The organism is Devosia sp. P2_G7, from assembly GCF_056403495.1.
On record NZ_JBFUFI010000005.1, the window covers coordinates 20,384 to 40,292 of the forward strand.

General features: G+C 65.0%; 19 protein-coding genes, 1 pseudogene and 1 riboswitch. Of the genes and pseudogenes, 11 read left to right on the forward strand and 9 right to left on the reverse strand.

Going from position 1 to position 19,909, the window contains the following annotated elements:
* Nucleotides 1-323: 323 nt before the first annotated feature.
* Nucleotides 324-1,034 (forward strand): response regulator transcription factor CtrA, encoded by a 711-nt coding sequence (gene ctrA / locus AC1DWU_RS09680; RefSeq protein ID WP_477149767.1) that lies wholly within the window; start codon nucleotides 324-326, stop codon nucleotides 1,032-1,034.
* Nucleotides 1,035-1,108: 74 nt separating this feature from the next.
* On the opposite strand, the gene AC1DWU_RS09685 is transcribed toward ctrA, so the two are convergent.
* Both AC1DWU_RS09685 and AC1DWU_RS09690 read right to left on the reverse strand, forming a co-directional pair.
* Nucleotides 1,109-2,695, reverse strand: coding sequence for a DHA2 family efflux MFS transporter permease subunit (locus AC1DWU_RS09685; RefSeq protein ID WP_477149768.1), 1,587 nt, complete (start codon nucleotides 2,693-2,695; stop codon nucleotides 1,109-1,111).
* A 24-nt stretch (nucleotides 2,696-2,719) separates the two neighbouring features.
* Entirely contained in the window at nucleotides 2,720-3,892 is a 1,173-nt protein-coding gene (locus AC1DWU_RS09690) for an HlyD family secretion protein (protein WP_477149769.1), read from the reverse strand.
* A 119-nt stretch (nucleotides 3,893-4,011) separates the two neighbouring features.
* On the opposite strand from AC1DWU_RS09690, the gene AC1DWU_RS09695 reads away from it, so the two are divergent.
* Complete coding sequence (locus tag AC1DWU_RS09695; protein WP_477149770.1) at nucleotides 4,012-4,668, forward strand: TetR/AcrR family transcriptional regulator; 657 nt, start codon at nucleotides 4,012-4,014, stop codon at nucleotides 4,666-4,668.
* Here AC1DWU_RS09695 and AC1DWU_RS09700 read toward each other — a convergent pair.
* On the reverse strand, nucleotides 4,653-6,311 hold the full coding sequence (locus AC1DWU_RS09700; protein ID WP_477149771.1) for an FAD-dependent oxidoreductase: 1,659 nt from the start codon (nucleotides 6,309-6,311) through the stop codon (nucleotides 4,653-4,655). The genes AC1DWU_RS09695 and AC1DWU_RS09700 overlap by 16 nt on opposite strands.
* A 66-nt stretch (nucleotides 6,312-6,377) precedes the next feature.
* Between AC1DWU_RS09700 and AC1DWU_RS09705 the strand changes: the two genes are divergently transcribed.
* A complete protein-coding gene (locus AC1DWU_RS09705; RefSeq protein ID WP_477149772.1) occupies nucleotides 6,378-6,602 on the forward strand; it encodes a winged helix-turn-helix domain-containing protein in 225 nt (74 codons plus the stop codon).
* 101 nt (nucleotides 6,603-6,703) lie between these two features.
* Here the strand turns inward: AC1DWU_RS09705 and AC1DWU_RS09710 are convergent, their stop codons facing one another.
* Nucleotides 6,704-7,084: a response regulator gene (locus AC1DWU_RS09710; protein ID WP_477149773.1), complete on the reverse strand. Its 381-nt coding sequence runs from the start codon at nucleotides 7,082-7,084 to the stop codon at nucleotides 6,704-6,706.
* Between the two features lie 373 nt (nucleotides 7,085-7,457).
* A complete protein-coding gene (locus AC1DWU_RS09715) occupies nucleotides 7,458-8,132 on the reverse strand; it encodes a histidine phosphotransferase family protein (RefSeq protein ID WP_477149774.1) in 675 nt (224 codons plus the stop codon).
* Between the two features lie 411 nt (nucleotides 8,133-8,543).
* Here AC1DWU_RS09715 and glf point away from each other — a divergent pair, with 411 nt between their 5' ends.
* Nucleotides 8,544-9,680, forward strand: coding sequence for a UDP-galactopyranose mutase (gene glf / locus AC1DWU_RS09720; RefSeq protein WP_477149775.1), 1,137 nt, complete (start codon nucleotides 8,544-8,546; stop codon nucleotides 9,678-9,680).
* On the opposite strand, the gene AC1DWU_RS09725 is transcribed toward glf, so the two are convergent.
* On the reverse strand, nucleotides 9,677-10,243 hold the full coding sequence (locus tag AC1DWU_RS09725) for a YHS domain-containing (seleno)protein (protein ID WP_477149776.1): 567 nt from the start codon (nucleotides 10,241-10,243) through the stop codon (nucleotides 9,677-9,679). The genes glf and AC1DWU_RS09725 overlap by 4 nt on opposite strands.
* Before the next feature lie 127 nt (nucleotides 10,244-10,370).
* Between AC1DWU_RS09725 and AC1DWU_RS09730 the strand changes: the two genes are divergently transcribed.
* The gene (locus AC1DWU_RS09730) at nucleotides 10,371-10,961 is read left to right on the forward strand and encodes a DUF1134 domain-containing protein (RefSeq protein ID WP_477149777.1); all 591 of its coding nucleotides are present in this window, start codon (nucleotides 10,371-10,373) and stop codon (nucleotides 10,959-10,961) included.
* Nucleotides 10,962-11,187: 226 nt separating this feature from the next.
* Nucleotides 11,188-12,369, forward strand: coding sequence for a hypothetical protein (locus AC1DWU_RS09735; RefSeq protein WP_477149778.1), 1,182 nt, complete (start codon nucleotides 11,188-11,190; stop codon nucleotides 12,367-12,369).
* Between the two features lie 6 nt (nucleotides 12,370-12,375).
* On the opposite strand, the gene AC1DWU_RS09740 is transcribed toward AC1DWU_RS09735, so the two are convergent.
* Nucleotides 12,376-12,726 (reverse strand): hypothetical protein, encoded by a 351-nt coding sequence (locus AC1DWU_RS09740; RefSeq protein ID WP_477149779.1) that lies wholly within the window; start codon nucleotides 12,724-12,726, stop codon nucleotides 12,376-12,378.
* Between AC1DWU_RS09740 and AC1DWU_RS09745 the strand changes: the two genes are divergently transcribed.
* Nucleotides 12,725-13,744 (forward strand): RluA family pseudouridine synthase, encoded by a 1,020-nt coding sequence (locus tag AC1DWU_RS09745; protein WP_477149780.1) that lies wholly within the window; start codon nucleotides 12,725-12,727, stop codon nucleotides 13,742-13,744. The two genes, AC1DWU_RS09740 and AC1DWU_RS09745, sit on opposite strands and share 2 nt — an antisense overlap.
* Before the next feature lie 163 nt (nucleotides 13,745-13,907).
* Nucleotides 13,908-14,795 carry an RNA polymerase sigma factor RpoH gene (gene rpoH, locus AC1DWU_RS09750; RefSeq protein ID WP_477149781.1) on the forward strand — a complete coding sequence of 296 codons (888 nt, stop codon included), beginning with the start codon at nucleotides 13,908-13,910 and terminating at the stop codon, nucleotides 14,793-14,795.
* Between the two features lie 150 nt (nucleotides 14,796-14,945).
* Here the strand turns inward: rpoH and blaOXA are convergent.
* Nucleotides 14,946-15,710: pseudogene (gene blaOXA / locus AC1DWU_RS09755) on the reverse strand (class D beta-lactamase); the annotation flags it as partial.
* Nucleotides 15,711-15,815: 105 nt separating this feature from the next.
* Nucleotides 15,816-16,466, reverse strand: a complete 651-nt coding sequence (locus tag AC1DWU_RS09760) for a thiamine diphosphokinase (protein ID WP_477149782.1) — start codon at nucleotides 16,464-16,466, stop codon at nucleotides 15,816-15,818.
* 74 nt (nucleotides 16,467-16,540) lie between these two features.
* A riboswitch (TPP riboswitch) is annotated at nucleotides 16,541-16,638 on the forward strand.
* A gap of 64 nt (nucleotides 16,639-16,702) precedes the next feature.
* Between AC1DWU_RS09760 and thiB the strand changes: the two genes are divergently transcribed.
* From thiB to AC1DWU_RS09775, 3 genes are read left to right on the forward strand one after another with little or no spacing between them, the layout of a single operon-like run.
* On the forward strand, nucleotides 16,703-17,695 hold the full coding sequence (gene thiB / locus AC1DWU_RS09765; protein WP_477149783.1) for a thiamine ABC transporter substrate binding subunit: 993 nt from the start codon (nucleotides 16,703-16,705) through the stop codon (nucleotides 17,693-17,695).
* On the forward strand, nucleotides 17,670-19,289 hold the full coding sequence (locus AC1DWU_RS09770) for an ABC transporter permease family protein (protein ID WP_477149784.1): 1,620 nt from the start codon (nucleotides 17,670-17,672) through the stop codon (nucleotides 19,287-19,289). Before thiB ends, AC1DWU_RS09770 begins: the two co-directional genes overlap by 26 nt.
* Complete coding sequence (locus tag AC1DWU_RS09775; protein WP_477149785.1) at nucleotides 19,276-19,908, forward strand: ATP-binding cassette domain-containing protein; 633 nt, start codon at nucleotides 19,276-19,278, stop codon at nucleotides 19,906-19,908. The genes AC1DWU_RS09770 and AC1DWU_RS09775 overlap by 14 nt, the downstream gene beginning before the upstream one ends.
* Nucleotide 19,909: the final 1 nt, after the last annotated feature.

The window sequence follows — 19,909 nt, forward strand, 5'->3', positions numbered from 1 at the left end:
GGGGACCTGCCCCGACATATGCCCAGCTCGCGCTGAGCCGCTTTTCCACCCCTCAAGGGCCCCAAATCCTTGAGTCGGCAGAGTCGATTGAAGGGCTTTCTTAACCTAGTTTCTTAAGTCCGTTAGGTGCGATTTCTGTAGCATTTTCAACGATTTAACATATCACTAACGGCAGACGTATTGCATCTTGCGGATCAGAATTAAACTTTGTTAACTAATTGCGCTTAGGTTTGGGTCATATCCAGTAGGGTTCGGTTAAGGGTGAACGCGCAGGGCGCCTCATCCATAGTTCCAGCAGGGAACGGTTTAAGGGGATTGACGGCATGCGTGTACTCTTGATCGAGGACGACAGCGCGACAGCGCAGAGCATCGAACTGATGCTCAAATCAGAGAGTTTCAACGTGTACACGACGGACCTCGGTGAAGAGGGCGTCGACCTAGGCAAACTCTACGACTACGACATCATCCTGCTCGATCTGAACCTTCCCGACATGTCGGGTTACGAAGTGCTGCGCACCCTGCGCGTGGCCAAGGTGCAGACCCCGATCCTGATCCTGTCGGGCCTCGCCGGCATCGAAGACAAGGTGCGCGGCCTCGGTTTCGGCGCCGACGACTACATGACCAAGCCGTTCCACAAGGACGAGCTGGTCGCCCGCATCCACGCCATTGTCCGCCGTTCCAAGGGCCATGCGCAGTCGGTCATCTCGACCGGCGACCTGACCGTCAACCTCGACACCAAGACCGTCGAAGTCCAGTCGGCCCGCGTGCACCTGACCGGCAAGGAATACCAGATGCTGGAGCTGCTCTCGCTCCGCAAGGGTACGACCCTCACCAAGGAAATGTTCCTCAACCACCTCTATGGCGGCATGGACGAGCCCGAGCTGAAGATCATCGACGTCTTCATCTGCAAGCTCCGGAAGAAGCTCTCGGTCGCCACCGGTGGCAAAAACTACATCGAGACCGTCTGGGGCCGCGGCTACGTGCTGCGCGAGCCCGACGAGAACGAGACGTTCGCGGAATCGAGCGTCGCCTAATTAGAAGTCCCGCGTTGCGGCGGACTTGAAAAACCCCGCGCCATACGGTGCGGGGTTTTCGCTTCTGCGGGAGCCTAGTGCCCGCCTGCCCCGGCCGCGGCCTTGCCCGGCTTCTGCATCAGCACCGCGCCGAACGCGAGGATGCCGAACAGCCCGGTGAGCAGCAGGAACACATCGACGAAGCTCAGCACATAGGCCTGCTGTTGCACCATGCGGGTCAGCTGCTTGATCGCCGCCGTCGCCCCGTCCAGCCCGCTCGCGTTGAAATTCTGTGTCATCGAGTTCACCTGGTCGACTGCCGCCGGGTTGTTCCAGTTGACGTGCTCGGCAAGCCGCTCGGTGTGGAGCGCCGTGCGGTTGGTCAACACCGTGTTGATCAGCGCCAGCCCCACCGCGCCGCCGAGATTGCGCGTCAGGTTGAACAGCCCCGAGGCGCCCTTCATCTTCTGCGGCGGCAGCGTGCCCAGCGCCAGGTTGTTGATCGACACCATGCACAGCATCATCCCGACGCCGCGGAAGATCTGCGGGAACAGCAGTTGGTCAAAGCTCCAGTCGGCGGTGATCTGGGCGGACATGAAGGTGCCGCCGGCAAAGATCAGGAAGCCGAACATCAGCATGTAGCGGAGGTCGAACCGCGCCGACAGCGCTCCGGCGACCGGGGCGGTAAGGAACATTGCAAGCCCCGAGATGAACAGCGTCTCGCCGATCATCATCGAGTCGTAGCCGCGGATGCGGCCAAGGAACACCGGGTAGAGGAAGGTGAGGCCATAGAGCCCCACTCCGAGCACGAACGAGAACAGCGAGCCGAACGTGAAGTTGATGTTGCCGAAGGCGCTGAGGTCGACGATCGGCGATTTGGCCGTGAATGCCCGCCAGAAGAACAGCACGCCCCCCAGCACCATGACGATGGCGCACAGCAGCACGCTCTGGTCGGCCAGCCAGTCATTGTTGGGGCCTTCTTCCAGCACGTATTCCATTGCGCCGAGGAATCCCGCGAGGCCGAGCAGCCCCCACCAGTCGAAGCTGGCGAACAGCCCCTTCTCAGGCTTGTCGAAGTCGATCAGCATCCAGGTCGCAATGGCGACGACAATGCCGGGCCCCACGTTGATCAGGAACAGCCAGTGCCAGCTGAGCGCGCTGGTCAGATAGCCGCCGACGGTCGGCCCGATAGTGGGAGCCAAGGTCGCAACCAAACCGATGATCGGCGAGACGATGGCACGCTTGGCGGGCGGAAAGATCGTGAACGCCACCGCGAACACCGACGGGATCATCGCCCCGCCGATAAAGCCCTGCAGCGCACGGTAGACGATCATCTGGTCGATATTGGTGGCCGTGGCGCAAAGCGCGCTCGCTGCTGTGAAGCCAGCCGCGGCGATCGAAAACAGTACCCTGGTCGATAGGATGCGGGCCAGCATGCCCGACAACGGGATCATGATCACTTCGGCAATCAGATAGGCGGTCTGCACCCAGCCGATCTCGTCCGAACCCGCGCTGAGGCCGGCCTGGATGTCGGCCAGCGACGACGACACCACCTGGATGTCGAGGATGGCCATGAACATCCCCACGACCATGAAGAAGAACGCCACGATCCGGCGCACCGGCATCGCGTCGGCGCCAGGCGCGGCGGGTAGAGCGCCCGTCAAAACAGCTGCATCGGCCATCAGATCCTCCCGCCGCCAGCGGTTCTAGTTTGCCACGGCCGGCGCCGTCCGCGTATCGGCCTCGACCACGACGCTGAGACCAGCGCGTAGCTTGCCCGTCGCCAGCTCGGCGGCCGGAATGGCGATCCGCACCGGCACGCGCTGCACCACCTTGGTGAAATTGCCGGTCGCATTCTCCGCCGGCAGCAGCGAGAACACCGAGCCCGAAGCCGGCGAGATTGACTCGATCGTTCCCTCGATGGCATCACCCTCAAGCGCATCGACCTTGATCTTCACCTTCTCACCGGGGACCAGCTTCTTGAGCTGCGTCTCCTTGAAGTTGGCGTCCACATAGAGCGCCTCGGTCGGCACCAGCGCGGCGAGCCGCATGCCGGCGCTGACGAGGTCGCCCGTTTGCACCGCGAGATTGCCCACCACCCCGTCATAGGGCGCGCGCAGCACGGTGAAGCTCAGGTCGCGCTCAGCCTTGTCACGCGCGAGGCCCAGCGTCTTGAGCTGGCCCTCGGCCTCTGCGTGCTGCCCCTTCAGAACCGCGATATTGGCTTCCGCCGCGGCAATCTGCGCATCCGCAGCAACGAGGTTGGCGTTGGCCTGGTCGAGCGCCGCATTGGCCTTGTCGAGGTCGGCCTGCGAACCGATCGCGCCCTTGGCAAGTTCGGCGGCCCTCGCCTGGCTCAACGCCGCGTTCTTCTGCGCCGCTTCCAGCGCCAGCTTCTGCGCCCTAGCCTGCGCCACCGTCGCCTCGGCGCCGGTAACCTGCGCGTCGATGCGGGTCAGGGTCAGCTTCTGCGTTTCGATCTGCGCCAGCGCCTGGTCACGGGCGATGCGATAGTCGCCATCGTCGAGCGTGATCAGCGGATCGCCGGCCTTAACCCGCTGGTTCGCCACCGCGTCGACCTTGGCCACATAGCCCGCAAGCTTGGACGAGATCGTCGCGATGTCGCCGCCGATATAGGCATCATCCGTCGATACCATGAAGCGCCCGGTTGCCCACCAGTCGTAGCCAACCCAGCCGCCTGCCAGCAGTGCCACCAGACCAATCCCGGCGAAAATCATCGGCCGCCGCGACTGCTTCTTTGCTGCCGGCTTGAGCTCGACATCGTTGGCCGGCACAATCGGCTCGGTCAGCGGTGCTTCGGCCGTTACGGGGGCCTTGGGAAAGGGGCGGATCTTCTCGGAATTCTCAGGCTGAGCCATCTGGCCCTCCGGCGCATCTGAATTGAACTGAACCGTTCGGTTCGATTGACATAGACTTGTCGATGCGCCATATCAAGTGAAATCGAACCGAGCGGTTCGAACAAATTTGGAGTGCAGCCATGCAGATTCCGGAGGACGACAAATCGGAGGAGCGCACCGGACGCCGCGCCGCCGGTCAGGATCCGAACAAGCGCGCGCAAATCCTCGATGGAGCGAAGCGCTGCTTCCTCAGCCTCGGCTTCGAAGCGGCCAGCATGAACGAGATCACCAGCGAAGCCGGGGTCTCTAAAGGCACGCTCTACGTCTACTTCGAGGACAAGGAAGACCTGTTCAAGGCCCTCATCGACCGCGAGAAATCAGCGGTGATGGCCGCGGCCAAAACTCAGCTAGAAGCCGGCGGCACGATTCCTGAAGCCCTGCAGCGCTTCGGTGTCTACGTCACCACCCGCCTCACCTCCGAGGAGGTCATTCGCGCCCAGCGCATGGTGCTCGGGGTCGCCGAGCGCATGCCCGAAGTCGCCGCCCGCTTCTTCACCGGCGATTCCTTTTCCGCCCACCACATCCTGCAGGAATACCTCGACGCCAGGGTCGCCGCCGGCGAACTGAACATTACCGACACCGACCTCGCCTCGCGACAGTTCCTCGAGCTCTCCATGGCCTCGGTCTACAAGCGCCGCCTGTTCGGCAACCTGCCAGAGCCGATGCCGCTGCCGCAGATCGAGCGTGTCGTCGCCAGCGGCGTCGCCATGTTCATGAAGAGCTACGGCGTCGACTGAGCCGCCAGCCGCGCCAGGTACTGGTGCACGAAGGCGATCGCCATGCTGCCTTCGCCTACCGCGGCCGCCACGCGTTTCACCGGGCTGAGCCGCACGTCGCCGCAGGCGAAGATCCCCGGCACGCTGGTCTCGAGCAGATAGGGGTCGCGCTCTTCCGACCAACGGCCGGCCTTCTTCAGGTCCTCCCCGGTCAGCACATAGCCGCGTGCGTCGCGTGCCACATCGGTTGGCAGCCATTCTGTTTCGGCGTCGGCGCCGATGAAGACAAACAGCCCGGCACTCTCCTCGCGCCGCACCGCGCCGCTTTTGAGGTCGATGATGTCGACGGCATCGAGATGGCCCTCGCCATGCGTTGCCTGCACTTCGCTGTAGAGCGCCACCTTGATGTTGTCTTTGCTGCGCACCTGGCCGATCAGGTATTGCGACATGCTCTTTTCGAGCGAGTCCCCGCGCACCAGCAGGGTCACCGTCCGCGCGTGGTTGGCAAAGAACATCGCCGCCTGCCCGGCCGAGTTGCCCGCCCCGATCAGGTGGATATCGAGACCCTGCGTGGTGCTCGCCTCGCTGCGCGCCGCGCCATAGTAGATGCCCTTGCCGATCAGCCGGTCGAACCCCTCGATCGCAACGCGCCGCCAGCTCACGCCAGTCGCGAGGATGATGGTTCTAGCGGTGATCCGCTCGCCGCCATCCAGCTCGATCGTGCGGCCTACCGGATCGATGCGGTCGATCTGCCGGGTGATAACCACCTCGGCGCCCAGCCGTTTCGCCTGTTGCAGCGCCCGGCTCGCCAGTTCATCGCCCGATATGCCGCCCGGGAACCCCAGGTAGTTCTCGATCCGCGACGACGTCCCCGCCTGCCCGCCCGGCGCTTCGCGTTCGATCACAAGGGTCTTGAGGCCCTCGGACGCGCCATACACCGCGGCAGCCAGCCCGGCCGGCCCTCCGCCCACGATCACCGTGTCATAGGTGTCGGCCCGTGCCCGCGTGTCGAGATCAAGCGCCTCCGCCAGTTGCCGTAGTTGCGGCCTTGCCAGCGTCGGACCATCGGTGATCTGTACCGCCGGCAGCAATGTCGGCAGCTCGCCGACCCAGCGCCCCGCCAGTTCCGGTGCATCCGGGTTGAAGGCGTCGAAGATGATCCGGTTGCTGGCGAGGAACCGCCGCAACGCCAGGCATTCGGGGTCCCAGCGCTCGCCCACGATCACCACCTTGCTGCGGCGCGCATTGGCCATAATGCTCTGCAGCCCGCCGACCCGCTCCCGCGCCAGCTCGCCCATCCGCCGCGCCAGCTCCGGCGACAGGGCCGCTGCGGCGTGGAACTGCCGTGGATCGATGCGCGCCACCCGTGCCGCCTCCACCGCCCGCCCACCGGCCTGGAACGGCGTGCCATAGATCAGCGGCACTTCGCCCAGGAACGCCCCCGGCAGGCGCTCGCCGATCTTGCGCTCGATCCCGTCGACCCGCTTGATCACCTCGAGCTTGCCCGAAAGCACCGCGAACAGCATCGGCTCATCGCCTTCGTGCACGAAGAACTCGCCGCTCCCGACATGGATATCGCCCGAGCCGCGCAGCAACTCGCGCAACACCGGCTCGGGCTCCGGCGAAAACATCGGAACCGCCGCCAAGTCCTGCGTCGTCAGCATCAATGGATATCCCGTCCGGAGTTGCGCCCGGCAGTAGTGCTAGCGCAGTTTCCCCGTGCCCTACAAATGAAAGGACCGCGCCGCTGCGAAAGACTTGCCGTTCGATGCACAACGGCAGCCAGGGACGAGGCACGGCACACATTCGGCCCATTTGTTCTGACACCAGGCCGCGAACTGAAGCGCGACGGCAAGCCGGTCGCCATCGGGCATCGCGCCCTCCTGATGCTCGAAAACATGCTCGAAGCACGAGGCAAAATCGTCACCAAGGCCGAGATGATGGCGCGGGTGTAGGTCCGCGTCATCGTCGAAGAAGGCAACATCGCCGTCCAGATCGCCGCCTTGGGCGAGAGACTGGGCACCCGACCCGGCGCAACCCGGAAACGTGACCCGGCTTAGGCGACGCTGACGCGGTCGGCCGGGACCTCGGTGAACTTGCCTTCGAGATGGTCGCGCTCGAACGGCTTCATCATGTAGTCGTTCACCCCAGCCTTCAGCGCCAGCGCGATCTGCCCGATATCGTTCTCGGTGACCATGTAAACGACGCGTGGGGCCTGCCCGCCGACATAGCCGCGCAACAGCTTGAGGAACTCGAGCCCGCTCATGACCGGCATCTGCCAATCGAGCAGGATTGCATCCGGCATCTCCTGCCGGCACTTGTCGAAGGCTTCCTGCCCGTCCTCGGCCTCGTCAACAATGTAGTCGAGATCCTCCAGGATGCGGCGCGCCACTTTGCGCACCACGCTGGAATCATCGACCACGAGGCAGGATTTCATGACGCATCTCTCCGACCCAAGTGCACGAAGATGAACGGCCGCAAGGCCCCTCCCCTTCGCTGCGCGACCGTCACCGTCCTGATCTGCCTTGCCAAATCGCTTCCGGCAGCAATCGTCCGACGTTGGTCGCCAGTGCACACTATCCCGCAAATCTCCCTACGAATGGTTAGCGAAACTTGAACCCTTCTCCCCATCGGGAGAGTTTTTTCCAGCAACGCCGGCTTTGCCTGTTTGGCCAGCGCGCAATGCGACAATCTCGGCGCCGCTCAAAACTTGCGCAGCACAAATGCCGCCTGCAATCCGATTGCAGCGCGAGAAGTGCAATTGCCGAAATCCACGAACCGTCTGCTGAAGGCGGCCATCCTGGGATGGGTCAGGCGGCGGCGGCTACGGCCTTCGGGGTCGCCGAAAACTCGAACACGTCGTTCTCGATGCCGATCTTGAGCTCCATATCGGTCATCCGCGCCAGGATGCCGGTGTAGAATGGCTGAATGCCGCGCGCATCGACGCCACCCTCGGGCGAGCCGAACAGCAGCCCTTCGGCGCCCGACGGCATCAGCGTCTTCTGCCGCTTCTCCGGGTCCGATTTCGAGAGCAAGGTGAACACCTCGGCGCCCGCGCTGCCCTCGATCTTGGCCGTCACCACGCCACCGCGCGGCACCGCCATGGCGGCGATCAGCAGCATGTTCATGAACAGCTTGGCCTTGTGCTTGGGCAACAGGATCAGCGGCACCTGCCAGTCGAGATCGGCCTTCTCGATCTCGAAATAAATCCGCGCCACCCGCTCGCACTCGCGGGTGTCGAAATCCGTGCCCGCCGTCGACGAGGCGCCATAGGCCAGCCGCGCGAACTCCAGCTTCGCCCGGGCCTGCTTGGCGGCGCTGGCAATCAACTCCTGCGCCCCATCGGCCATCGCCGCCTGGGTCGGGTCGGCCAGCACCTCAAGCCCGTTCCCGATCGCGCCCACCGGGTTGATCAGGTCATGGCAGACCCGAGAACACAGCATCGCCGCGAGATCGGTCGCCTTGAGCTCGATGAATTCCGCCATTCGTAAGGTCCTTGCCGTCGAATCAATTTGGCGTAGCGTAACCGCAAGGACGCAGCAGCCCTAGGGGGTCCCGATCGACTCCGCCGCCGCCGCAATGGCGCGACCTGCGTCGAACCGCAGTGGCCCCTCGTAGAGCGAGAATACCTGCTCCAGGCCGGCCGGTTTCCGGTCACGGATAAAGCCACGCACCAGCGTCCGCAGCCGGTGGTCGTCACGCCATTTTGGGCAGAGTGCGCACCTGATCGAGCAGCCGCATGCAGGCTCTTTTCTCCGGCGCGGACGATGACGACAAACCGGCGACCCGACGACATGATTTCTCGCTGCAACTCCACTGAGTTACGCTATGCATGTTCACGCGAAGCGCCGCAACTTGGGATTACTATGGATAGCTTGAACAGTGCCGATCTAGTCGTGGTTGGCGCCGGCTTTTACGGAGCGACGATCGCCGAGCAGGCGGCGGCATCAGGGCTGCGCGTCCTGGTGCTCGACCGGCGCTCGCATGTCGGCGGCAACGCCTATTCCGAACCCGACCCGGCGACCGGCATCGAGGTACACCGCTATGGGCCACACTTCTTTCACACCCCCAACGAGGCGGTCTGGACCTACCTGAACCGCTTCACCGGCTTCAACAGCTTCCAGTATCGCGGCTGGAGCATGCATCGCGGCCAGGTCTTCCCCCTGCCGATCAATCTGGCGACCATTTGCCAGTTCTTCGGCCGCCATCTCACGCCCGATGCCGCACGGCAGTTGATTGCCGAACAAACCGTCGAACTCGGCGATCGGCAGCCCACCAACCTCGAGGAGAAGGCCATCTCATTGATCGGCCGCCCGCTCTACGAGGCCTTCATCCGCGGCTACACGGCCAAGCAATGGCAGACCGATCCACGGGAGCTGCCCCCCAGCATCATCGCGCGTCTGCCGGTCCGCTACACCTTCGACTCGCGCTATTTCAACGATCGGTTCCAGGGCCTGCCCCTCAATGGCTACGCCGCGGTCTTTGCCCGCATGCTGGCCCACCCGCTCATCGACATCGTGCTGGACGCGGACTGGCTGGAGTTACGCCAGCTGGCCCGGCCCGATCTGCCGGTCGTCTATACCGGTGCCATCGATCGCTATTTCGACTACGCCGGTGGCATCCTGGGTTGGCGCACCCTGCGCTTCGAGCAGGAGGTGTTGCCGACTGGCGATCATCAGGGCACCGCGGTGATCAACTATGCCGACGCCGAAATCCCCTATACCCGCGTCGCCGAGTATCGCCACATGCATCCCGAACGGGCCTATCCCGAGGATCGAACGGTGATTGTCCGGGAGTACGCACACTCGGCCGGCCGTGACGACGAACCGTTCTACCCCATCGACACGGCCGCCGACCGCGCGCGGCTTCAGAACTATCGCGTCAGGGCCGCAGCCCTGCCCAATGTCTGGTTTGGCGGCCGGCTCGGCTCATACACCTATCTCGACATGCATCAGGCCATCTCGCTGGCCCTGCGCGACTGGAAGACCCTTGCCGCCCGCCATTGGCCAGCCCGAGCCATGGCAACAAGCTAAGGCGCGGCCTGCTCGGCCGCCTCGACATCGGCGGCTTTGCCCACCGCCTCGGCGACGCTGCCCTCTTCGCCCGTCAGCGTGCCTTTGAGCTGCACCCAGCCGCTCTCGGCGCTGCGCAGCGAGGTCTCCTCGCTCTGGAAGAACGCCTCGCGGTTGGCGACCGAGTAGAACAGGTAGAGCTTCATCCCGACGATGGCGTAGAGCCGTGGCTTGCCGTCCGAGAGATAGCCGCGGCTGAGGCTGGTAGCGCAGTGGCCGCCGAACTGCGGGGCGTAGATTTCAGGGTTGCGCATGAATACGTCGCGGTTCGCCGCCGTGGCGAAATACCAGGGCACCCCGCCCCACTGGTACTCGAAATCCGGCAGCCCCGGCACCGGATCGGGCTCGGTGAAATAGCTCACCGGATCATACCCTTCGAGCGCCACTCCGGTCAGCGGGTCGGTGACGATCGCGGTGACCAGCGCCGCGGCGCTCGCGGGCAGGCTGAAACAGAGCCCAGCCGCCAGCCAGATGACTGCAAGAAGCCCGGTTATGGTTAAGTTTTGTTTACGCTTTTGCCGCATCATTGCCGCCATGAAGGCCTAGCTTGAGGTCTCCTCAGGCAGACCGGATGCGCTGAACCTTAGCGTCGTCATGGTAAGTACCGCGTAAATGGACTGCCGCTCGAATTAAGCCCCCGGAGTTCCCTTCATGCTCAACCGCATGGTCTACCTTATCCTCGCCGCCTTCGTCGCGCTGACCGCGGCGACGCTGGTGCTCGCGCCGACCTTCAGCCAGGCGCAGGAAGGCTCGGTCTCCGATACCTATTCAGGTGACGAGCTGGTTGCTACCGGCGGTCAGTTCTTCGGCTCCGTGGCCCAGGGTCTTGCCTCGCTGGTCGAGCGCGCCGTCAGCCAGTTCGGCCTGCCCAACGCCTACATCCTTGGCGAGGAAGCCGGCGGCGCCATCTTCGCCGGCGCCCGCTACGGCGAGGGCACCATGTATACCCGCAACCAGGGCGAGCACCCGGTCTTCTGGCAGGGCCCGACGGTCGGCCTCGATTTCGGCGGCGACGGCTCCAAGGTGATGATGCTGGTCTATAACCTCAACACGGTCTCCGACGTCTATGGCCGCTATCCCGGCGTCGACGGCTCCGCCTATGTGGTCGGCGGCCTCGGCATGACCGTGATCAAGTACGGCGACGTGGTGATGGTGCCGATCCGCTCCGGTGTCGGCGCCCGCCTCGGCATCAATGTCGGCTACCTGAAGTTCACCCAGGAACCGACCTGGAACCCCTTCTGAGGGCCGAAAACCACGCAAAAACCCTTCAGGATACGTTCAGCCGCCGTTCATCGCGGCGGCGCGAGCGTGTCGGATCGGTGTCGTTTCCGTGCTAGGCTCATCGTGACCGCGTCCCCGACTTCCGGTAAGGTTACGACCTGACAAGCATGGCCGGGGGCGGCCATTGCTGCGATCCTGGTGGTGCGCGAAGACCCGGGACCGCGCGTGCCGGTGGCGGAGTTGAGTTATGGTCATTGAAAACGTTATGTATTTTGTGCTCGGCCTGCTCGTGGCCGGGCTGTTGGCGTTGATCATCCTGCCCGCCGTGTGGCGCCGTGCGGTGCGCCTAACCAAGAAGCGCATCGAAGCCGCGACGCCCATGACCATGGCCGAGTTCCGCGCTGACAAGGACCAGCTCCGCGCCGAATTCGCCTTGTCCACCAGACGCTTGGAGATGAACGTCGAGGCCCTGCGCCGCCGCCTCTCCGACCAGTTACGCGACATCAATCGCAAGAAGAACGAACTCGGCGGCATCAAGGGCGAGCGCGACAGCCACCTGCAGGTGGTCCGCGAACTCGAGGAACGCGAGGCCGAAGCCCGCCGCCGCATCCTCGAACTGGAGAAGGAAGGCGCCGATATCGCGCAGAAGCTGCGTATGCGCGACAGGGAGTTGGGCGAGAAATCCAGCCAGCTCGACGCCGCCCGCCAGAGCCTGCGCGGCAGCGCCCCGCGCCCCTTCGCCCTCGAAGGCAAAGCCCTCAGCGGCGACTACAATGCCGACGTCGACGAGTTGCTGCAGTTCCTCGAGATCGAAAAGAAGCGCTCCGAGTTCCTCGAAACCCAGAACCGCACCCTCATCGAAAATCTGGAAAGTTCCGGCAGGAGCGCCAGTGAAGCGCAGGCCGTGGCCACGGAACTTCGCGAGAAGCTCGCCAAGCGCGACGATGCCGCCACCGACGCCCAGACCGAGCTAGCGACCGCCGAAGCGCGCATCGCCGACGCCGAGAGCCGCGTCTCGACCCTGCTGGCCGAGACCACCAAGCTGGTCGGCGACGGCGAGGAAAAGCGCGACATGCTGCTGGCCGAAAAGCTCGGCCTCGAAGAGGAAATGGAAAAGCTCCGCGCCAAGGTGGCGAGCGTCGAAGACACCGTGATGGCCGACTGGGACACCGACCGCATCGAGCAGTCGCACCTGCGCGAGCGCCTCAACGACATCGCCTCGGACGTCAGCCGCCTCGTCTACGCCCTTGAGGGCAACGGACCAGTGGACGAGGAAGAGAGCCTCGCGGCGCGGATGCAGAAATTCGTCGACGCCGAGGCGGAAGCTGCCCCGGTTCGCGGCCCCAATGCCCGGAAGGGCAACGCCCCAGAGGGCCAGACCGTCTCCGACCGCCTCAAGGCGCTGCAGGAACTGCGGAACGACAACTAGGGGCGGCTACTCGCTGACGACGGGAATCTCGCGGATCATTTCGCCGGATTTGCCGTCGAAGATGCGCACGCTGGTCATCGCGCCGAGCTTGTAGGTGACGGTGACGCGGCCATCCGCCGCGACGGCCGAGATGACGTCGCCGCCCGTGGGGATTTTCAGCGCCGCGATGACATAGTCGCCGCCGGCTTTGCTGTCGCTCTGCGATGCGCGGTAGACAAGCGCGCCGCCGATGGCGATAAGGCCGACCACCAATAGCCCGATCGACACCATGAAGGACTTGCGCGCCCGGTTCAGCACCGCTCGCGCTTCCGGAGTCAGTTCCGGGGTGGTTTCGGGTTTGTCTTGAGGATCGCTCATGCAGGATATTTCCGGCGAGGAACAGGAGTGGCAGTTGCTGGTCGATGCCGCCGACGCCGGCAGCCGGCTTGATGCCGCACTCGCCCGTGCCGTGCCGGTCTTCTCGCGCAACCGGATCAAGGACCTGATACTGGCCGGCAGCGTCGTGATCAATGGGCGAACCGTTACGGAGCCCAAATACAAGCTGCGCGATGGCGAGGAAGTCACGCTCCTGGCGCCTGAGCCGATCGAGGCCGACCCGACCCCCGAGAACATCCCGCTCGATATTCTCTACGAGGACGACCAGCTCATCGTCATCAACAAGCCGGTCGGCCTGGTGGTGCATCCGGCGCCCGGCAACTACAGCGGAACCCTGGTCAACGCCCTCCTCTACCATTGCGGCGACAGCCTGCAGGGTATCGGCGGCGTCAAGCGGCCGGGCATCGTCCACCGCCTCGACAAGGATACCTCGGGCGTGATGGTCGCGGCCAAGACCCAGCAGGCGCATAACCACCTCGCGGCGCAATTCGCCGACCATGGGCGCACCGGCCCGCTGCACCGCGCTTACCTGGCCTTTGCCTGGGGCCGGACCCAGCAAGCCTCGGGGACGGTGGAGGCGCCACTCGGCCGCGATCCGAACAACCGGCTGAAGCAGGCGGTGCGCAAGGACGGCCGCGAGGCCATCACCCATTATGCGGTCGAGGCCCGCTTCGGCGACGAGGGCTGGGATATCACCCGCATCCGCTGCGAACTCGAGACCGGGCGCACCCACCAGATCCGCGTCCACATGGCCCATATCGGCCACCCGCTGGTCGCCGACCTTGTCTACGGCTCCGGCTTTGCCACCAAGGTCAACCGCCTGCCCGATGCAGCCAAAGCGGCTGTTGCCGCGTTGGGGCGGCAGGCGTTGCACGCCGCTGAACTCGGCTTCGAGCACCCGGTGACGGGCGAGGAAATGCAATTCGAGGCCCCGTTACCGCCTGATCTTGAGGCGCTCGAGGCCGCCATCGAACCTTTCGATCGGGCCTTCGCCCGCTAGCAAGGTTCACGCAACCTTCGGGGCGTACCAACGTTCTCATCAAGGGTTGGTGGGCCTTATCAAGGCTCATTTTCGACCTATATATGCCAGACAGTCAGCCGTGTGCCGGACTGGACACGGCTGCTTATCTGCCCGTGATACGGGGGAAAGACGAGGGTGCATCATGGCCCAGACAAATCTGCCAATTCTTTCGGCTGAGGGTGGACTCAGCCGCTATCTCCAGGAAATCCGTAAGTTTCCGATGCTTGAGCCTGACGAGGAATACATGCTCGCCAAGCGCTACAAGGAGCATCAGGATCCCGGCTCCGCCCAGAAGCTCATCACATCGCATTTGCGTCTCGTGGCGAAGATCGCCATGGGCTATCGCGGCTATGGCCTGCCCATCTCCGAGGTGATCTCGGAGGGGAATGTGGGCCTTATGCACGCGGTGAAGCGTTTCGAGCCCGAAAAGGGCTTCCGCCTCGCGACCTACGCGATGTGGTGGATCCGGGCCGCCATTCAGGAATACGTGCTGCGTTCGTGGTCGCTGGTGAAGATCGGCACCACCGCCGCGCAGAAGCGACTGTTCTTCAACCTGCGCAAGATCAAGGGGCAGATCGCCGCCCTCGATGACGGCAACCTGCACCCCGACCAGATCAAGCAGATCGCGACGACCCTCCACGTCACCGAGAACGACGTGGTGTCGATGAACCAGCGCCTTTCGGGCGATGCTTCGCTCAACGCGCCGATGCGCGCCGACGAAGGCGCCTCAGAGTGGCAGGACTGGCTGGTCGACGATACGCCGGACCAGGAGACCACCCTCGGCGAAACCGAGGAATTCTCCGAGCGCATGGGGCTGCTCACCAACGCGATGAGCGACCTCAACGAGCGCGAGAAGGCCATCTTCCAGGCCCGCCGCCTCCGCGACGAGCCAGCGACGCTCGAAGAGCTGGCGCAGGAATACAATGTCAGCCGCGAGCGTATCCGGCAGATCGAGGTCCGCGCCTTCGAAAAGGTGCAGGAAGCCGTGCAGAAGGCCGCCCACGCCAAGTCGCGTGAAGCCGCCCTCTGAACCACCGGCCGATAGAATGAGAAGGGCCCCGGCATCACCGGGGCCCTTCGTTTTTCAGCCGTTGAGCTCGGCGCCGTTTGCCGGCGCCGCCTCGCGGCGGGGCGGCTGCGCCCAGGCAAACTGCCCCTCGCCCCATTTGGCGAACCGCGCCAGCAGCGCGTCGCGCGCCCGCATCCCGGCCGAACCGGCTGTCTTCCTGGTGTCGCGGATCAGGTAGGCGAACGCCAGCCGCTGGTCGTCCCGCTGCGCCCAGCCGACGAACCATCCGGTCTGCCGCCGCGAGCTGAACGTGCCATCGGCATTGCGCTCGTAGTAGGTGCCGGTCTTGCCCGAGACGGTCCACTTGCCGGCCTCGAACTTGGGCATGATCGCGACCACCGCCGCCTGCGCCGCCGCCGACGCCGGCAGGTCGCCCGCCAGCAAGCGCCGCACGAACCGCACCTGCTCCTCCGGGCTGATCAGCAGCGAGGAGTTGATCCACGAGCGGGTGAGGCCGTTGTCCTTGCCCGGATCGCCGGAGATGTCGGCGTTGCCGTAGTCGAAATCGGTGACATATTGCTGGAAACGCTCGGCGCCGAGCTTTTGGACCAGCACCCGCGAGTACCACAGCACCGAATCGCGCAGCCAGCTCGCCGGCGTGGTCGTCACTCGCCAGTCCGCCCGATCCGCCTTGTACTCGGCGAGGTAGGGCCAGGCCGGCTCGTCCGCGCCGGTCAGGATTCCAGCATCGAACCCCATTACTGCCAGCGTCATCTTGAACGTCGAGGCCGGCGAGGTCGGGGTGCCGCAACCGCCACCCTCCTGTAGTCGAACGGCCCCGCTTTCCGCGTCGACGATCAAAGTGCACACGACTTCGGCCCGGCTCGCCGACACGGCGGCAAGGCTCAGCAATACTGCTGCAATCAGAACTTTCACGAATTGCCCCAACGTCTTAAAGGCCGGGACATGGCATCGCGATGGTGGCGGAATTTCGCCGGGGCAGGGTTGGTCCGCAGACTTTGTGGAGGTCGAAGCAGCTTTTTACCGCTTCTCGAGCAGCAGCTTTGCGATCAGTTGCGCCAGGTATTTCCGCGGCAGGATCAGCAGGTACGGCGCATGCACCCCCTCCTCCGGCACGATCTTGAACGGCCCGGTCAGCGCCTCGTTCGAAGTGCCTGTCCGCACTCCCGGCGCGAGCTTCACCGCATCGAGCGGATACTTCAGCCCCTCCGAGCTCCAGAACGTCACCGGCGCCAGCGGATGGATCGACACGCGCTCACCCGCATCGACCGTGAATGAGAACGACTTGGTCAGCGGCAGCGCCACGTCTTCTTCATCCACCAGGACGATCTTGCGCTTGGCCGCATACTTGGTGACCGCGTCGAGCGCCGCCAGCGTGTGGTCGAAGCGCCGCCCGGTCATCCCCAGCGCCACCGTCACCGGGGCGCGGGTCGAATAGAGCGCCTTCTCGAAATCGGTGGTTTCCTGCTCGGCGATCTGCATCAGCCGTGTCTTGCCGAGCCAGGAGTGTGGGTTCTTGAGGGAATCGAAATCGCCGATGATCAGCTCGGGTTTCAGCCCCGCTTCGACGATCTGGTCTGCGCCGCCGTCCGCCCCCACCAGGTGGCCGCCTGAGGCATAGAGCTCGCGCAGGAGGTCGAAATCGACCGTCCCGCCGCCAACGATGACCATAAGGTCGTCAAAGACCGCAACGGAAGTCTGGGGGGCACGTGCTTGCACGGAGGGAAAACTCTGTCTATCTGTCAGCTGTCTCGCTGGGGTGTTCCGGATCTTCCGGAGCTGAGAGTTACCCATTGAACCTGAACCAGGTCATGCTGGCGGAGGAAGTTCGAGATGGCAAGGGCGCGCAGGCGTCCGACCCATGCACGTCCCCCTTCATTCACATGGCCGCAACCGAAGGGAACGATATGCGCTCGTTCGCACGCTTCGCGTTGGCGGCAGTCATCTGCGCCACCGCCCTGCCTGTCCTCGCCGAGGACAAGCCGGTCCTCAACGTCTACACCTATGACAGCTTCGCCGCCGAGTGGGGGCCCGGCCCGGCCTTGAAGGCCGGTTTCGAGAAGACCTGCGGCTGCACCGTCGAATTCACCACCGCCGAAGACGCCATCTCGACGCTGCGCAAGGTGCAGCTCGAGGGTGCCGCCACCAAGGCCGATGTCGTCGTCGGCCTCGACACCGCCACCTCCGGCGAAGCCCGTGCCACCGGGCTGTTCGCGCCACACGGGCTGACCCTCGAGGGTCTTACGCTGCCGTGGAGCGACGCCGAATTCGTGCCGTTCGACTACGGCTACTTCGCCTATGTCTACAACAAGCAGAAGACGCCCAACCCGCCGACCTCGTTCGAAGAGCTCATTGCGCTGCCCGCGAGCTTCAAGATCGTGATCGAGGACCCGCGCTCTTCGACACCGGGATTGGGCAATGTGCTCTGGGTGCAGGCCGCCTATGGCGACCGCGCGCCAGAGATCTGGAAGGGCCTGAAGCCGCACGTCCTCACGATGACGCGTGGCTGGTCCGAAGCCTACGGTCTGTTCCTCGACGGCCAGGCGGACATGGTGCTGAGCTACACCACCTCGCCCGCCTACCACGCCATCGCCGAAAAGGACGACAAGTACGGCTACGCGCCGTTCACCGAAGGCTTCGTGCCGCAGGTGGAAGTGGCCGGGCTGACCAAGAGCACCGACCAGGCGGAGCTCAGCAAGGCCTTCCTCGCCTATCTCGTCACTCCCGAGGCGCAGAAGGTGATCCCGACCACCAACTGGATGTATCCGGTGATCGACATCGGCGCCGACCTGCCCGCCGATTTCGGCAAACCGCCGGAAAAGGTGCTACCGGTCGACGAGGCCGCGCTTGCCGCCAACGGCCGGGCCTGGGTCGATGCTGCTCTCGCCGCGCTCCAGTAACCTGGTCCTGCCCCATCGCCCGCTCCGGCTCATCGCCGGGGCGGGCATCGCGCTGGCCATTGCCGGGCTGGTGGCGCTGGTGCTGCTGGCCATCCTGGCCACGGCTGCCGGTGAACCGGCGGCTCATCAGTCCAGCGTCGATGTCTGGCATCTCGTGTCGATGACCAGCATCCAGGCAGGGCTCACCACCATCCTGTCGCTGCTGGTCGGCACGGCTCTGGCCTGGGCGCTGAACCGCCTGCGCTTTCCCGGCCGCGACCTGATCGTCGGGCTGTTCGCCTCGGCCATCGTCACCCCCGGGCTGATCGTCGCCTTCGGGCTGCTATCGGTGTGGGGCCGTGCCGGCTGGGTCAACCAGACCGCACTGGCGCTGACCGGGCACCCGCTGGAGGTGCCGCTGTTCGGCCTCGGCGGCATCCTCGCCGCCCACGTCATCCTCGATGGCGCCTTCGCCGCCCGCATCCTCCTAGCCCGGCTCGACGCCATTCCGGAGAAGCGGCTGAAGACCGGCCAGAGCCTCGGCCTCGGCGCCTGGCAGCGCTTCTCAGTGATCGATTGGCCGATGCTGCGCCCCACCCTGCCCGGGCTCGCCGCGATCATCTTCCTCCTCGCTTTCACCAGCTTCCCGATCGTCCTGCTGCTCGGCGGCGGCCCGGCCAACCAGACGCTGGAGGTCGCGATCTATGCAGCCGTCCGGCTCGATTTCGACCTGCGGGGTGCGGTGACGCTGGCGCTGGTGCAGATCGGCATCTGCTCGGCCATCATCATCGCCGCCTCCGCCTTCGCTCCGATCTCGGCCAGCACTGGCGGCTCCACCCCACCGAGTTGGCGCGACCGGTCAACGGCCCGCGCCGCCCAATGGGCCGTGCTCGTCGTCAGCATCGTCGGCTTCGCGCTGCCGCTCGTCGCCATCCTCATCGACGGCATCGGCTCGGGCATCGTCGATGTCACCAGCCGCGCGAGCTTCTGGAAGGCGCTGGGCACCAGCCTCGCGCTCGGCTCTGGCTCGGCGCTGCTGACCCTGCTTTTGGCGCTTGGCATCGGCATGGGCCGCGCCGCCTCGGGTATCCCGCTAGTCCGCGTCGGCATCGGCGCGCCGGCCTACGCTTATCTCGCCGTACCCGCCGTGGTGCTGTCGCTCGGCGCGTTCCTCCTCGTGCGCAACGCAGGGATGATGCCGGAGGCGGCGGCCCCAGTGGTGGTGCTGCTCGCCAATGCGCTGCTGTCCCTGCCCTTCGCGCTCGCGACGCTGGCTCCCCCGCTCGATGCCATTGCAGAGCGGCGAGGGCGGCTGATCCGCTCGCTCGGGCTCACCGGCTGGCAGCAGTTCGTTGCGGTTGAATGGCCGCTGATCGGACGCGAGGCGGGCGTGGTGCTGGCGCTGGCGTTCTGCTTCTCGCTCGGTGATCTCGGGGTCATCGCGTTGTTCGGCACCGAGGATTTCGCCACCCTGCCGCTGCTCATGTACCGGGCGCTCGGTGCCTATCGCAGCAACGACGCCGCCACTATCGCGGCGCTGATGCTGGTGATCACCATCGCCGCCTTCGTGCTGCTGCCGAAGCTGTTTGGAAAGCTCACCGATGCTCGAAGCTGAACACCTGACCTTCACGCACCCGGGCGCGACCAGGCATTTCGACCTGAGCTTTTCGGCAAAGCCCGGAGAGATCACTGCCGTAAGCGGCCAGTCCGGCGCAGGCAAATCGACGCTGCTCGACCTGATCGCCGGTTTTCTCGCCCCCACCGGCGGGACGCTCAAGCTCGACGGCCGCGACCTGCTGCCGCTTCCCCCTGAGGAACGGCCGATCTCCATCCTGTTCCAGTCGGAAACGCTATTCGAGCACCTCAGCGCGTACCAGAACCTGGAGCTCGGACTGCCGCGCAACTCAGCCGACCGGCAAGTCCAGGTGGCCGCGGCGCTGGCAGAAGTCGGGCTGCCCGGCGTGCTGAAGCAGCGCGCCGACACCCTCTCCGGCGGTGAGAAGCAGCGCGTGGCACTGGCCCGCACCCTGCTGCGCAACCGGCCGGTGCTGTTGCTGGACGAGCCGTTCTCGGCGCTCGACGACGAGACCCGCGGCACTATCCGCACGCTGGTCAAATCCCTGACCGAGCGCCACGGCTGGATCACCCTGCTGGTCAGCCATCACGTCGACGATGTCGAGGCCCTGGCGGCCAAACGCTATCACCTGGCGGATGGAAAGCTGGCGCAGAGCTAGC

What these genes read in the sequence shown, in the direction of transcription:
- ctrA (WP_477149767.1), top strand. Translation starts at nt 324, where the DNA reads ATGCGTGTACTCTTGATCGAGGACGACAGCGCGACAGCGCAGAGCATC.
- AC1DWU_RS09685 (WP_477149768.1), bottom strand. Translation starts at nt 2,695, where the DNA reads ATGGCCGATGCAGCTGTTTTGACGGGCGCTCTACCCGCCGCGCCTGGC.
- AC1DWU_RS09690 (WP_477149769.1), bottom strand. Translation starts at nt 3,892, where the DNA reads ATGGCTCAGCCTGAGAATTCCGAGAAGATCCGCCCCTTTCCCAAGGCC.
- AC1DWU_RS09695 (WP_477149770.1), top strand. Translation starts at nt 4,012, where the DNA reads ATGCAGATTCCGGAGGACGACAAATCGGAGGAGCGCACCGGACGCCGC.
- AC1DWU_RS09700 (WP_477149771.1), bottom strand. Translation starts at nt 6,311, where the DNA reads ATGCTGACGACGCAGGACTTGGCGGCGGTTCCGATGTTTTCGCCGGAG.
- AC1DWU_RS09705 (WP_477149772.1), top strand. Translation starts at nt 6,378, where the DNA reads ATGAAAGGACCGCGCCGCTGCGAAAGACTTGCCGTTCGATGCACAACG.
- AC1DWU_RS09710 (WP_477149773.1), bottom strand. Translation starts at nt 7,084, where the DNA reads ATGAAATCCTGCCTCGTGGTCGATGATTCCAGCGTGGTGCGCAAAGTG.
- AC1DWU_RS09715 (WP_477149774.1), bottom strand. Translation starts at nt 8,132, where the DNA reads ATGGCGGAATTCATCGAGCTCAAGGCGACCGATCTCGCGGCGATGCTG.
- AC1DWU_RS09725 (WP_477149776.1), bottom strand. Translation starts at nt 10,243, where the DNA reads ATGCGGCAAAAGCGTAAACAAAACTTAACCATAACCGGGCTTCTTGCA.
- AC1DWU_RS09730 (WP_477149777.1), top strand. Translation starts at nt 10,371, where the DNA reads ATGCTCAACCGCATGGTCTACCTTATCCTCGCCGCCTTCGTCGCGCTG.
- AC1DWU_RS09735 (WP_477149778.1), top strand. Translation starts at nt 11,188, where the DNA reads ATGGTCATTGAAAACGTTATGTATTTTGTGCTCGGCCTGCTCGTGGCC.
- AC1DWU_RS09745 (WP_477149780.1), top strand. Translation starts at nt 12,725, where the DNA reads ATGCAGGATATTTCCGGCGAGGAACAGGAGTGGCAGTTGCTGGTCGAT.
- AC1DWU_RS09740 (WP_477149779.1), bottom strand. Translation starts at nt 12,726, where the DNA reads ATGAGCGATCCTCAAGACAAACCCGAAACCACCCCGGAACTGACTCCG.
- rpoH (WP_477149781.1), top strand. Translation starts at nt 13,908, where the DNA reads ATGGCCCAGACAAATCTGCCAATTCTTTCGGCTGAGGGTGGACTCAGC.
- AC1DWU_RS09760 (WP_477149782.1), bottom strand. Translation starts at nt 16,466, where the DNA reads ATGGTCATCGTTGGCGGCGGGACGGTCGATTTCGACCTCCTGCGCGAG.
- thiB (WP_477149783.1), top strand. Translation starts at nt 16,703, where the DNA reads ATGCGCTCGTTCGCACGCTTCGCGTTGGCGGCAGTCATCTGCGCCACC.
- AC1DWU_RS09770 (WP_477149784.1), top strand. Translation starts at nt 17,670, where the DNA reads ATGCTGCTCTCGCCGCGCTCCAGTAACCTGGTCCTGCCCCATCGCCCG.
- AC1DWU_RS09775 (WP_477149785.1), top strand. Translation starts at nt 19,276, where the DNA reads ATGCTCGAAGCTGAACACCTGACCTTCACGCACCCGGGCGCGACCAGG.